The organism is uncultured Rothia sp. (genome assembly GCF_963507905.1).
GTDB lineage: Bacteria > Actinomycetota > Actinomycetes > Actinomycetales > Micrococcaceae > Rothia.
In genome coordinates, this window is sequence record NZ_CAUOUU010000005.1 from 35,448 (window position 1) to 48,392 (window position 12,945).

Genomic DNA, 12,945 nt, shown 5'->3' on the forward strand with positions numbered 1-12,945 from the left:
GTGTGTGCGTTCGACTCACGTGTTGTCCTTAGTCTTCTGCTGTTTTTACCTCCCATTAGTTTAAGGCTTGGGCTATCTAATACCTATTTGACCAGTCAGGTTTCAGCTAATTGGCTGGTCCTCACCCAGCGCTAGTTCTAGCCGCGCATCGCGTCGGCGGGGCTCTTGCGGGACGCCACCCACGCCGGGTACGCCGAAGACACCAGACCGGTAAGGGCGCCAACGCCCACGCCGAGCACCACGAATCCGGGTGAGAGAACCGCCTGCCAGCCTTGCACGAGCGAAAGAATGATGGTCGCAATCATGCCGGAGCAGGCGCCGATGGAGCCGCCGAGCACGCCGAGCATGACCCCCTCCATGAGGAAGATGCGGGCAATCAGCCATTTACTCGATCCGATAGCGCGGCGCAACGCAATTTCTGCGGTGCGCGATTGCACGGACAGGTACATGGCGGTTGCCGCCGAGAGGGAGGCAAGCACCAGCAAAATTCCGGAGAGCACACCCACGTACAGACCCAGATCCGAGGCGATGGACGCGCGTAGGCTCTGCAGGTCGGAGGGGGTTTCCACGTTGATTTGGCTGGGTTCAGCGGGTTTGAGGGCCAGCGGAATGGCCTTGGCGACCGCCTTGCCGTAGCCTCGTTCGGTTTCGGCAATGTAGGTCACCTGGCCGCGTCCGGTGCGCTGAAGTGTGCCCGGCGAGACAATGACCGAGTTCCTGAATTCGTAGCCGCTATTGCCGGGGTCGAAGAGGCCGATGACCGGCATCAGCTGACCGTCCACCCAGATGCTCACGCCGGGTGCCACCTGCGGCAGCCCACCGAGTTTAATGCCGTACTCTACGGTGGGTAGCTCGCCGGGTCTGGGCTCGGTTGTGGCGTTATCTGCCGCCTTATCTTCGGGAATAATGCCGAGGGCGCGGGCAGCAGAAACCGACACGATAGCGCCCGAGAGCTGCTCGGAGCGCTCACGGTCGGCAACGTTCTCCTGGGTGAGGGTCGCGTTCATCTGTTCGAGCGCACGCAGAGTTTCGGGGTTCATGCGGGCACCGATTTGCTCGAGCCTGGTCTTCGAGGTGGAGTTGAGGCTAATCGCCGTTTTGGGTTCATCCTCGTAGGGGCTGAACCGGGTGATTCGCACGTCGGCGGGTGCCACACTGCTGACGAATCCGGTGTTCTTCACGTAGTCCAGCGCGCTAATACGGTCGGCTACATTCTGCGCGGATTCGCCCTGCCGGTAGGTTCCGAGCATGTTCTGGTCATTGTCCCGGTCGCTGATGTAGAGCGTGGATTGTTCGGAGCCGAGCAGTCGCTGGTTCACCTGGTAGCTGGCGGATTCGCTCATGCCGGAGGCGCTGATGAGTCCGCCCACGCCCAGTGCGAAGGACAGGCCCAGCAGCAGGGTGCGTAGCGGTCGTGAGGTGAGCGCAGAGATTGCCTCGATGCTGTCGTCGGTGAGGAAGCTTCCGCGGCGGTGCGTAGCGGGCTTCTCCCCCGGTGCGAGGCTGGCGGGAGCATCAACCGGGGTATCCGTTGCAGCCGACACAACCTCAGCGGCAGGCACCGTATCCGAATCGGCACGGCTCTGCTCGTGTAGCCGCCCATCCTCAATGCGAATCACGCGGCGGGCAGCGGCGGCAACCTCCGGGTCGTGGGTAATCACCAGCACGGTACAGCCGGTCGCGTTAATGCGCTGCAGAATCTCAATGACCTTGGCGCTATTGTGGCTGTCCAGGTTGCCGGTGGGCTCGTCGGCAAGAATCAGCGGCGGGCGCGTGGCGAGGGCGCGGGCAATGGCGCAACGCTGCTTTTCGCCGCCGGACAGGTACCGGGTGCGGATGCTGGCGCGGTCGCTCAACCCCAGAAATTCTAGGGTTTCTTCGGTGCGTTGCAGGCGCTCACTGTAGGGTACGCCCTGCACGCGCAGGCCCATGGAGGCGTTGGTCGTGCTGGTTTCGTCCAGCAGCATGTTTGAGGATTGGAAGATGAAGCCGAGGTGGTCTCGGCGCATTTCGTCGCGTTCTCTGTCGCTGAGTCCTTCCGTGTTTTTGCCGAAGAGGCTGTACGTTCCGCTGGTGGGAGTGTCGAGCAGGCCAATGGCGTTGAGCAGGGTGGATTTACCGGATCCGGAGGGACCGATGATGGCGAGGAATTCGCCGCGTTCGACCACCAGGTCGAGACGATCGAGGACGGGTCGGTCGCTCCCCTCAAAGATGCGGGTAATGCCGCGCATTTCGATGGCGGGCGCGGTGTTGGGATCGGTGTTAGGCGCGATGTTAGGCACAGTGTCGAGCCCGGCAGCTTCTCCCCTGACCTGCGGGGCTGTCATGCCGTCGGGGGCTCGCTCGGGGATTCCATGATGGCGGCTCATGAGACAAGCACCTTCTGTCCCGTGCTGAGGTTCGCGTTGATGGCGGCGTATCCGCCGGCGGTGCGGAGGACCTCAACGTTGACTCGTTCGGTGGCGGGCGCATCCTTGCTGGTCGAGGTGGAGCTTCCGCCCTTTTCAACGAGCACGTAGGTGCCCTGGGAGTCCTGGCGTACCGCGGTGGTGGGCACGGCGAGGGTGGTTGAGGTGTTGCCCTTGCTGGTGATGGATGCGCTCTGCCCCGGAGTGAGCTTGCTCGGGTCGTCGGCGCTGAATCGCACGCTCTTCGCCGCGCCCTTGGAGGGGTCGTTCTGCAGCTCACCGATGCTGGTGATGGTGCCTTCCACGCTGCCGGTGGAAGTGCGCAGGCTAACGCGGTCGCCGACCTTGAGCTTATTGGCAACGGAGAGCTCAACGCTGGATTCCACGTAGGGTTCGCTGGTTTCTACACTCGCGATGGGGTTGCCGTCGCTGATGAGCTGACCGACCGCCGCAACTGCGGTGACGGTGTGGCTACCGCCGGGCAGAATCGCGTAGTTGCTGCGGACAATGCTGGTGACCCCCTCGCTGGGCACGCCGGTCAGGTGCGCACGGTGCAGGCGCGTGACGGCGTCGAGGGTGTCTTCGGTGACGGTGCCGCTCAATGCGGTGGCGTACCCGGCGGAGTTCAGCGCCTTCTGGAAGGCGAGCACGTCGTCGCCGTTATCGCCCAGGTGCAGGTCGCGGTACAGCGGTAGCGGCCCGTCCAGCACAAAGACGGGGTCGGCACCGATAATGCCGATGAAGTCACCGGCCTTGAGCACGTTACCGGGCTTCTGGTTCTGGTAGACGAGCACCGGCTCACCGTTGGTGCGCGCGCTAATCGGGGCGGTCTCCCCAGCCTTGGTGGTTCCGGCAATGGCGAGGCCCTCGCTGACGGTTCGTTCTTCAACCTTCGCCCAGACCGGAATCACGGTTTTCGCCTGCACGGTCGGGTCGGGGCCCGTGGCGGCGTAGCGGGTGCCCAGGTAGAAGGACAGCATGAGCGAGCCGATGGCGAGAATAGCCAGCAGCAGGAGCACGCGGGGTCGGGCGATGCGTTCGCTGAAGCGGTGCCCGCTGTTTTGGTTTTTCGTGTGAGTGGTCATGGCGGTGTCTTTCTAAACTGTGTCAGCGCTGTCTATTTCTCTGCGCTGTCTTTTGCTACGCTATCCTGCGTTGCGCTGTCTTTCAGTACCTCGGATTACTGGTGCTCCAGAACGTACTGCTTGAACTTCTCGTCACGCTCACGTTCTGCATTGCGTTCCTGTTCAAGCTGCGTCTGGTACTTGCGGATGAGCGGCATCTGGTACTGTGCCTCCAGGTCGTAAAGCTGCTGGCTCATGCCAACCTGTTGGTTGCATTCTGCCTGGATGGTGGCGATGCGAATCTCTTCTTCGGAGGCGGGCGCGTTCGGTCCTCCGTTCTTCATCATCTGATCAAACATCGGAGTTTCCTCGGCTACCGACCCTGCCCTATTGGGGGTGAGCCCCCGGTTTGAGACGCACTGCTTCCACTTCTCTTCGAGCTCCTTGTGCAGGTCGCTACCGTAGACCGCCTTGCCGGCCTCGTTTTCCAGGCGAATGTAGGTAGGCTGCGTGGTGTCATTATCTTTCCGCTTGCCTTCGGGTACCGCGGCGTCCAGGGTCTCGCGGGCCTTGGGGTAGCATTCGATGCGAAGCTTGTCCTCGGGGCTCATGCTCTCCCCCGAGTTATAGGAGATGGAGGCGGCTGCGTTGTTGGGGTCTCGCTTCTGAAGAACCGTACTTCTGGGCGTACTCGACGTTCCAGGGACCGTACTTTCGTCCCAAATCACCGCGGGGTGCGCTTTCAGAATAGGGAGCCTGGATGGTGTAGTTCTGCCCGTGTTCGGCGAAGCACTGCTTCATGGCAATCTGAAAGGCCGTGTACTCGTAGTTGGTGCGCTCGTAGTAGAGGTAATCGTCCAGGGGCATCTTCACGATGTCCTGCTCCGCGTCAAAGATGGCGTGGACGCTTTCGTCACGTTCCAGCGGCGGCTCGAAGAGCGAGCAGGCGCTCAGCGGGAGCACGCCGATGCAGAGCAGGGCGCCCGTGGCGAGCAGGCGGCGGCTCATGCTGGCACGAGGGCTAGTTCCGGTGCGAGGGCTAGTTCCGGTGCGAGGGCTAGTTCCGGTGCGAGGGGCGGATGCGGTGGAGCTACGGTTGAGGGACTTCATCGTTGAACACCTTTCATAAGAGTGAGTTGTACACCACATTACACGTTCTACTCCCTGCCGCGCCCGAATTTCGGGGGGGGGTGTGCACCAAAAATTTTGCGCGCCCACCCGCCTGCCGCGAGCTGCATCCTCTGCGGGAATATCCTCGCGGGTGCGGGCTACCCGCCAAGCCTGTGTCTCGGGTGGCCCGCACCATTACCAGTCTTTCCCCGGCATCAAAATTCGGTTTTAAAATCCGACGTCACAACCGGTCGTGGACGCTCGGGTTACTGGTGCTCCTGAACGTACTGCTTGAACTTCTCGTCGCGGTCGCGGTCGGCTTGGCGCTCCTGTTCAAGCTGCGACTGGTACTTGCGGATGAGCGGCATCTGGTACTGAGCTTCCAGGTCGTAGAGCTGCTTGCTCATGCCGACCTGCTGGTTACATTCGGCCTGGATGGTGGCGATGCGAATCTCTTCTTCGGAGGCGGGCTTGTTGAATCCGTCGTTCTTGCTCAGCTGCTCAGCCAGCGGGGTTTCCTCGGCGACGGAGCCTGCCGAGCGAGGGGTGAGGCCGCGGTCTGAGACGCACTGCTTCCACTTCTCTTCGAGCTCGCGGTGTAGCGTGCTACCGTAAACGGCGTTACCCGCCTCAGTAGAGATACGAATGTACGTGGCCTGATCTTCCTTCTCGGGCCTCTTACCTTCGGGCACCGCGGCCTCCAGGGTCTCGCGGGCCTTGGGGTAGCATTCGGTGCGAAGCTTGTCCTCGGGGCTCATGCTCTCCCCCGAGTGATAGGAGATGGGGGCGGCTGCGTTGTTGGGGTCTCGCTTCTGAAAACCGTACTTCTGGGCGTACTCGACATTCCAGGGACCGTACTTTCGCCCCATCTCGCCGCGGGGCGCACCCTCAGAGTAGGGAGCCTGGATGGTGTAGTTCTGCCCGTGTTCGGCAAAGCACTGCTTCATAGCAATCTGAAAGGCCGTGTATTCGTAGTGAGTGCGCTCGTAGTAGGTGTAATCGTCCAGGGGCATCTTCACGATGTCCTGTTCCGCGTCAAAGACGGCGTGGACGCTTTCGTCACGTTCCAGCGGCGGGTTGAAGAGCGAGCATGCGCTCAGCGGGAGCACGCCGATGGCCAGCAGGGCACCCGTGGTGAGCAGGCGGCGGCTCATGCCAGTGCGAGAAGTAGCTCCGGTGCGGCGGTTGGGGGACTTCATCGTCAAACTCCTTATCGTGAGAGTGAGTTGTACACCACATTACACCTTTTACTCCCTGTCACGCCCGAATTTCGGGGGGGGGTGTGCACCAAAAAATTTTTGCGCGCCCACTCGCCTGCCGCAAGCTGCATCCTCTGCGGGAATATCCTCTGGGGACATAGAAAAATCCCCCGAACTTCTCAGAAGAGAAATTCGGGGGATCCTTCAATCAGCTACATGCTACTTGGTCGGCAGTTCAGCCAGTTCGGTAGCGTCGTGAGCCTCGGGGATGTGATCCACGTGCAGACGCTTACGGAAGACCCAGTAGGTCCATGCCTGGTAGACGAACACGACCGGCAGACCAAGGCAGGTCACGAAGGTCATAACGCCCAGGGTGTACTCGGAGCTGGATGCGTTCGCAATGGTGAGCGAGTATGCCGGGTCCAGGGTGGAGGGCAGAACGTTCGGGTACATTGCGGTGAAGATTGCCAGAGCGCCGAATGCGAGGAACACGGACAGACCAGCGAAAGCGCGACCCTCACGGCCACCCTTTGCGGAGATCCAAGCAATCAGAACAGCAACCACAGCCAGGATGGTGCACAGCCAGGAGATGCCGTTACCGGTGGTGAAGTCCAGAGTCAGAACCCATGCAACGATCGGCAGCAGCAGGACGGGAGCCCAGCGTACCAGGGTGTTGCGGGCACGGTCGCGGATATCACCGTCGGTCTTCAGGGCGATGAAGGCAAGACCCTGAACCAGGGCGAAGCCAACGAAGCCCAGACCGCCGAGCAGAACCGGCAGGGAGACCCATGCGAAGGCGCCGCCGACGCGGTCGCCGTTCTCGTTGATGGGCAGACCCATGGAGGTCAGACCGAGCAGAGCGCCGACGAGCAACGCGATGAAGAAGGAAGAAACAGACAGAGCGATGTTCCAGTTACGGATCCACTTCTCGTCGTTCTTCTTACCGCGGTATTCAATGGCGACCACGCGCAGAATCAGGAAGACCAGCGCGAGAGTCAGGGGAATGTACAGAGCCGAGAAGAGGGCTGCGTACCAGATGGGGAATGCTGCGAAGATAGCAGCACCGCCGGACACAAGCCACACCTCGTTACCGTCCCAGACGGGGCCGATGATGTTCAGCAGCAGACGGCGTTCCTTCTCGTTCTTGGTGAACTTGGAACCCATCAGCATGCCGACGCCCAGGTCGAAGCCGTCGAGAATCATGTACATGATGAGGAAGACGCCAATGGCGACAAACCAGAGGGTGGGCAGGCCAGGCTGACCGGCAAAGATATTGAAATCAAAGTTCATGGTGAATCAATCCTTACCCGCCTAGTAGGCGAACTCCAGCACATCGCGCTTGGACTTGTCGTTGGACTCGTCCTCGTGGGGCGACTGAACCAGCTCGGGCATTGCTGCCACAACACCGGCCTTGACGTACTTGATGAGCAGGTAAACCTCAACCACCATCAGCACGCCGTAGAGCAGACCCAGGGTGAGCAGGGAGAAGAGGATTTCTTCACCGGAAACACCCGGGGAGATAGCTGCTGCGGTGAACAGGTGGATTGCGGGGTCACCCTGAAGGTTCGGAGCCACAACGAAGGGCTGGCGGCCCATTTCGGTGAAGATCCAGCCCAGTGCGATTGCGAAGAAGGGAGCCATGATGGACCAGACAGCAACGTTCTTGAGCAGCTTGGACTCGGGAACGGTGCCAACGCCCTTCTTACGGGTTACCCACAGTGCGTAGAGGTAGAGGGGCAGTACGACTGCACCCAGACCAATCATGCCGCGGAAGCCCCAGTAGGAGACCTCGAGGGAGGGCAGGTAGTCAATCTTCTGACCTGCACGCTCGCCGTAGAGCGGGTTGTTGGGCAGGTTGGTGCCGAACTTAGCTTCGTACTCGGGCAGCAGGGTCTGAATACCCTTCACCGGGGTGTCGAAGTTGTCGTGTGCCAGGAAGGACAGCACGCCGGGAACCTCGATGATGGGGGTGATCTTGTCACAGCTCTGAGCGCCGAGCTCGCCGATGGTCAGAACAGAGAAGGCGGTACCGTCGTGGCACGCAGCTTCTGCGGCAGCCATCTTCATGGGCTGCTCGTGAATCATCATCTGTGCCTGCAGGTGGCCGGATGCACCAACACCTGCGAACGCGAGGAGACCAACGACTGCGCCCAGGCGCAGGGACTTGAGCCAAACCTGGAAGTCCTTCTTGTCTCGTGCGCCCTTGTCGGACTCACCAACGACGACCTTGCCGTCAACGACCTTGTCGATGCCGTCCTTGCGGCGACGCCACAGCTTGTACCAGGCAATACCGACCAGGAAGCCACCGGCAACCTGGATGGATGCGGTGATGACGTGAGAGAAGGTCACCCATGCGAGGGGGTTCATCAGCACTGCGCCAATGTCGGTCATGCGGGGACGACCGTCAATCATTTCTGCGCCAACGGGGTGCTGCATCCAGGAGTTTGCAACCAGAATGAAAAATGCAGAAATCCAGGAGCCGAGAACAGCCATGAACAGGCAGAAGGCGTGGACTGCGGGCTTGAGGCGGTCCCAGCCGAAGATCCACAGGCCGAGGAAGGTCGACTCAACGAAGAAGGCGAAGAGGCCTTCCATTGCCAGCGGAGCGCCGAAGACGTCGCCGACGAAGCGGGAGTATTCACTCCACGCCATGCCGAACTGGAATTCCTGAACCAGACCGGTGGCCACACCCATAGCGAAGTTAATGAGGTACAGCTTGCCCCAGAACTTCGTCATGCGCTTGTATTCGTCCTTCTTGGTACGAACGTAGCAAATGTACAGGTAGGTCACCACAAGGCCCAGACCCAGAGTCAGCGGAACCATGAAGAAGTGGTAGACGGTGGTGATACCGAACTGCCACCTACCAAAATCAAGGGGATCCATTGATAGGTCCTTACTATGTGTGTACTTAATGTGTGCTTGTGCCAGATTTCGGGTAGTTCCCCGTCAATGGGGAGCGTACGAGAGTTACTGACACACTGTCTCTCATGCTTCTAAGGTACAGGGTTTTCCTGAGGAGCTGTGAGTAGGCTGTGCATAGCATGGACGTTTATTGTTTGACGTTTCGCTAAAGGTACGTTGAACGTTATCCCTCGATGTGAGGGTGGTTAGAGGAATGAGACACGATGGCACCTTGCGGGGTTGGGAGGTAGTTTCGGAACCTCGGTGAAATATTGCAGTTTTTAATGTTTTCTGCAAAATTTTGGTGACAGATTCCGGGAATATGACAGGTGGTTCAAGTGGCACTCAAAGCTTAAATTTGCCTGTTTCATGCGAAATTTACGCGGAATCTCCAAGAATTACGTGACTATTCTCACATAAAATTCATGGAATGTGACACGCCAGCCACCACTGCCCCGCAGGGTACCGCAATGCCCCGTAATGCCACACAAGGCACCGCACGCTACATATCGATGCTCTCGGCATCCAGCTGATGAGCACCCGCAATGATGAACTCCTTACGCGGAGCCACCTCAGAACCCATCAACAGGGAGAACGCACGCTCGGCAGCCTCCGCATCCTCAATGCGAATACGGCGCAACATGCGATGACGCGGATCCATCGTCGTCTCAGCCAGCTGGTCAGCGTCCATCTCACCCAGACCCTTATAACGCTGAATGGGTTCCTTATACGACACACCCTGCTCCTGCAAAGAATCCAGAAGCTCATGCAGCTGCTTCTCCGAGTAGGTGTACACCATCTCGTTCGGCTTGCCGCGGCGCACCACCTCCACGCGATGCAGAGGCGGAACCGCAGCGTACACGCGACCCGCCTCAATCAGCGGACGCATGTAACGGTAGAACAGGGTCAGTAGCAGGGTACGAATGTGGGCACCATCCACGTCCGCATCGGTCATCATAATGACCTTGCCGTAGCGAGCAGAGTCCAGGTCAAAGGTACGACCCGAGCCCGCACCGATCACCTGAATCAGCGCCGCGCACTCAGCATTCGCGAGCACATCAGTCACCGAAGCACGCTGAGTGTTCAGGATCTTACCGCGAATCGGCAGCAGAGCCTGGTACGAGGAAGAACGCGCCAGACGCGCCGTACCCAGCGCCGAGTCACCCTCCACAATGAACAGCTCAGAATGCTCAACATTGGTCGAACGGCAATCCACCAGCTTGGTGGGCATGGACGAAGACTCCAGCGCGGTCTTACGGCGCTGAGTTTCCTTATGGATGCGCGCCGAGACGCGGGTCTTCATCTCAGAGACGACCTTCTCGCACAGAGCGGCCGCCTGAGCCTTCTCCGCACGGGCGGTCGACTCCAGGCGAGCCTTCAGGGCATCACCCACGACCTTCGAGACAATCTGGCGAACCGCCGGAGTACCCAGAATCTCCTTGGTCTGACCCTCAAACTGCGGCTCGGCAAGACGCACAGTCAGCACGGCGGTTAGGCCGGCGAGCACATCGTCCTTCTCAATCTTGTCATTACCCACCTTGTACTTGCGGGCGTTATCGGCAAGGTGCTTGCGCATCACGCGCAACAGGCCCTGCTCAAAACCGGTAGTGTGAGTACCGCCCTTGGGGGTGGCAATAATGTTCACAAAGCTACGGACCGTCGTCTCGTAGCCAATACCCCAGCGCAGGGCAACGTCAACCTCGCAATCGCGCTCCACATCGGTCAGCTGCGAGCGGCCGTCCTCACCCAGCACGGGCACGGTCTCGGTGAAAGAGCCGCTGCCGCTAAAACGCCAAGTGTCGGTAATGCGCTCATCGTGTGCCAAGAACTCGACGAACTCGCTAATGCCGCCGTCGTACTGGAAGACTTCCTCGTGGGGCTCCAACTCGCCGGGGGTGCCGGGCAGGCGGCGCTCATCGCGAATGCAAATACGCAGACCCGGAATGAGGAACGCGGTCTGGCGCGCACGAGCAGCCAAGTCCTCGTAGCTGAACTTAGCGTCGGGGGTGAAAATCTGCGGGTCGGCCCAATAGCGCACACGGGTTCCGGTCACGCCACGCTTAGCGCGACCCACAATCTGCAGGGCGTCAGTGCCCTCGGTTGCGGGGGTGAACGGATCATCGGGCTTGGGGGTGCGGCCGGACTCGAAGAAGCCGGGAATGCCGTGGCGGAAGGACATCTGGTAGGTCTTCGAGCCACGGTCCACCTGCACGTCCAGACGGGAAGACAGCGCGTTCACCACGGAAGCGCCCACACCGTGCAAACCACCGGATGCGTTATAGGAGCCGCCGCCAAACTTACCGCCGGCGTGCAGCTTGGTGAACACGACCTCCACACCGGACAGGCCGGTGCGCGGCTCAATATCGGTGGGGATGCCGCGGCCATCATCGCGCACCTCAACCGAACCGTCACGGTACAGAATGACCTGAATGGACTGGCCGAAACCGGCGAGCGCCTCATCCACCGAGTTGTCGATAATCTCCCAGAGGCAGTGCATCAGACCGCGCGAATCGGTGGAGCCAATGTACATGCCCGGGCGTTTGCGTACAGCTTCCAGACCTTCCAGCACGGAGAGGTGACGGGCGGTGTAGTTCGAAGACGCCACGGGAATCCTTTCGGGTGAATATGTCTGCGGTGGTGAACGCGTGCCACCGTGCGGAGTGCGAGTCCGGCTCAAGTGCTACGGGGGCAGAACGACAGCGGGGCACGACGCGTGTCGTGCCCCGCAGAGCGTTCAACGTTCGGAACTCTATTCTAGCGTGGCTTGGGGAAAAGAGTGATTAAGACAGTCACCGCTAATGCGCTGCTCTGCTCCCACGTTCCTTCCCCTAGTGTGCCTCACCCGAGGCGCGCGAGGAGCTCTCGTGACGGTTCGTGACCATGATATTGGACTTGAAGTAGAACTCTTCGGGAAGCTCATTCGTGACCGGGCCGTGCGGGAATTCGCTGAGCTTCGGCACGAAGTACCAGTCCATCAGCTCGCCGCTACTCTGCTTGAGCACGCGGCGTTCCCTCATGGCGTGGCGTACCTTGCGGCGCAAGCGCGGGCTGTCTTTCAGGGTGCTGGTGAAAACCCACGGAGTCTCGTAACCCTCGGTGACCATGCCGAAGGTGATGCGCAGGTTGCCGTTCTCATCGGCGTCCATTGTGAAGTCGCCGTCTGCGATATCGGTGAAGGCGAGCATCCAGCTGTGTCGGCGTTCGTAGCTTTCGCGGGTGGTCTGCAACGCCGCAATGATGCGGTGGTCGACCAGCAGCTCCACCTTACGTTCGGTGATTTCACCCAGACGAGCGTAGGAGCCGAAGGCTCGGTTTGCGCCGCTGCGGCGAGGCCACTTCGTCACCGCACCGTGCGGCACCTCCCCCGCAAAGGTGAAGGGGCCCGTCATGGTGCCGGGCAGACGCAGACGCTCAAACGGAGCTGTCGGCAGGAAGGTCGTCAGCAGCTGATCGGAGCTGACCGATTTACCCCAGCGCGCCATCTCAAAAATGGTCGGTTCAGGGCCTACAGGGTAGATATGCGGCATCTTGCGACCGAACTCGTCAAAGCCCTCAATAAACTCGCCGTTGGAGCTGTACCCGGGCATGGTCGCACCGAGCGGGCGAGTCCACGACCCCGAATACGGCTTGGTCAGACGCGGGTTCTCCACCGGCAGGATGCTGGTGCGAGCACCCAGGTAGGCGGGCATGCGCGAGAGGTTACGCCAGGCGAACTTCGCGGCAACCGCCTCGCGCCACCACATCGGGCGTTTGCCCGGGGTCTGCCCGCCCAGGCAGTGCATGAGCAGCCAGAATCCAGCCCAGCCGAGGCACCCTGCGGCAACCACGCAGAAAATAATAGTCAGCACAGTGTGCAGGGTTCCGGTCGCCCAGATATTCGTGGCGATCAGAGCCATAAACGCCACCCACGCCGCCATGACGTACGGGCCGAGCGTAATCATCGGATCGACCACCTTCACGGCGGCAATGACGCGGCGGTTCAGTCCGCGCCACACGTAGGAGTATGCCCAGCATCCGGCGGCAAGGGCGAGTGCCATCAGCAGAAGAAGGATGAGCATCGGTGTGTCTCTTTCGCTGCAGGTTTTTCTACCGCGGTCGGTGACAGCAAGCGTCGGGCAGATGCCCCGCTGAAAGGCTCTTCAATAGCAAAACTCGTCTGCCGAAGGTACCTTCAGTAGACGAGTTTTCTTTGGTGTCACTAACCTTGAGGTAAAGCTTCTCTACCTATTGTGCCTTTAATTGGTATCCCTGTGGGGGATTTTA

9 protein-coding genes are annotated in these 12,945 nt (G+C 60.3%); all 9 read right to left on the bottom strand.

Features of this window, described 5'->3' with window-relative positions; all coding sequences use genetic code 11:
• Positions 1-137 precede the first annotated feature (137 nt).
• Positions 138-2,369, bottom strand: a complete 2,232-nt coding sequence (locus RQ593_RS04615; protein WP_311449927.1) for an ATP-binding cassette domain-containing protein — start codon at positions 2,367-2,369, stop codon at positions 138-140.
• Positions 2,366-3,493, bottom strand: coding sequence for an efflux RND transporter periplasmic adaptor subunit (locus RQ593_RS04620; RefSeq protein ID WP_296704570.1), 1,128 nt, complete (start codon positions 3,491-3,493; stop codon positions 2,366-2,368). The genes RQ593_RS04615 and RQ593_RS04620 overlap by 4 nt, the downstream gene beginning before the upstream one ends.
• Before the next feature lie 95 nt (positions 3,494-3,588).
• Positions 3,589-4,083, bottom strand: a complete 495-nt coding sequence (locus RQ593_RS04625; RefSeq protein WP_311449928.1) for a hypothetical protein — start codon at positions 4,081-4,083, stop codon at positions 3,589-3,591.
• A gap of 13 nt (positions 4,084-4,096) precedes the next feature.
• Positions 4,097-4,582 (bottom strand): hypothetical protein, encoded by a 486-nt coding sequence (locus tag RQ593_RS04630; RefSeq protein WP_311449929.1) that lies wholly within the window; start codon positions 4,580-4,582, stop codon positions 4,097-4,099.
• Positions 4,583-4,848: 266 nt separating this feature from the next.
• Positions 4,849-5,781: a multidrug transporter gene (locus tag RQ593_RS04635; RefSeq protein ID WP_311449930.1), complete on the bottom strand. Its 933-nt coding sequence runs from the start codon at positions 5,779-5,781 to the stop codon at positions 4,849-4,851.
• Between the two features lie 219 nt (positions 5,782-6,000).
• A complete protein-coding gene (gene cydB, locus RQ593_RS04640; protein WP_311449931.1) occupies positions 6,001-7,071 on the bottom strand; it encodes a cytochrome d ubiquinol oxidase subunit II in 1,071 nt (356 codons plus the stop codon).
• A 21-nt stretch (positions 7,072-7,092) separates the two neighbouring features.
• On the bottom strand, positions 7,093-8,664 hold the full coding sequence (locus RQ593_RS04645) for a cytochrome ubiquinol oxidase subunit I (protein ID WP_311449932.1): 1,572 nt from the start codon (positions 8,662-8,664) through the stop codon (positions 7,093-7,095).
• 520 nt (positions 8,665-9,184) lie between these two features.
• Positions 9,185-11,287: a DNA topoisomerase IV subunit B gene (locus RQ593_RS04650; RefSeq protein ID WP_311449933.1), complete on the bottom strand. Its 2,103-nt coding sequence runs from the start codon at positions 11,285-11,287 to the stop codon at positions 9,185-9,187.
• 223 nt (positions 11,288-11,510) lie between these two features.
• The gene (locus RQ593_RS04655) at positions 11,511-12,740 is read right to left on the bottom strand and encodes a peptidase E (protein WP_311449934.1); all 1,230 of its coding nucleotides are present in this window, start codon (positions 12,738-12,740) and stop codon (positions 11,511-11,513) included.
• Positions 12,741-12,945: the final 205 nt, after the last annotated feature.

What these genes read in the sequence shown, in the direction of transcription:
- RQ593_RS04625 (WP_311449928.1), bottom strand. Translation starts at nt 4,083, where the DNA reads ATGAGCCCCGAGGACAAGCTTCGCATCGAATGCTACCCCAAGGCCCGC.
- cydB (WP_311449931.1), bottom strand. Translation starts at nt 7,071, where the DNA reads ATGAACTTTGATTTCAATATCTTTGCCGGTCAGCCTGGCCTGCCCACC.
- RQ593_RS04620 (WP_296704570.1), bottom strand. Translation starts at nt 3,493, where the DNA reads ATGACCACTCACACGAAAAACCAAAACAGCGGGCACCGCTTCAGCGAA.
- RQ593_RS04635 (WP_311449930.1), bottom strand. Translation starts at nt 5,781, where the DNA reads ATGAAGTCCCCCAACCGCCGCACCGGAGCTACTTCTCGCACTGGCATG.
- RQ593_RS04645 (WP_311449932.1), bottom strand. Translation starts at nt 8,664, where the DNA reads ATGGATCCCCTTGATTTTGGTAGGTGGCAGTTCGGTATCACCACCGTC.
- RQ593_RS04655 (WP_311449934.1), bottom strand. Translation starts at nt 12,740, where the DNA reads ATGCTCATCCTTCTTCTGCTGATGGCACTCGCCCTTGCCGCCGGATGC.
- RQ593_RS04630 (WP_311449929.1), bottom strand. Translation starts at nt 4,582, where the DNA reads ATGAAGTCCCTCAACCGTAGCTCCACCGCATCCGCCCCTCGCACCGGA.
- RQ593_RS04615 (WP_311449927.1), bottom strand. Translation starts at nt 2,369, where the DNA reads ATGAGCCGCCATCATGGAATCCCCGAGCGAGCCCCCGACGGCATGACA.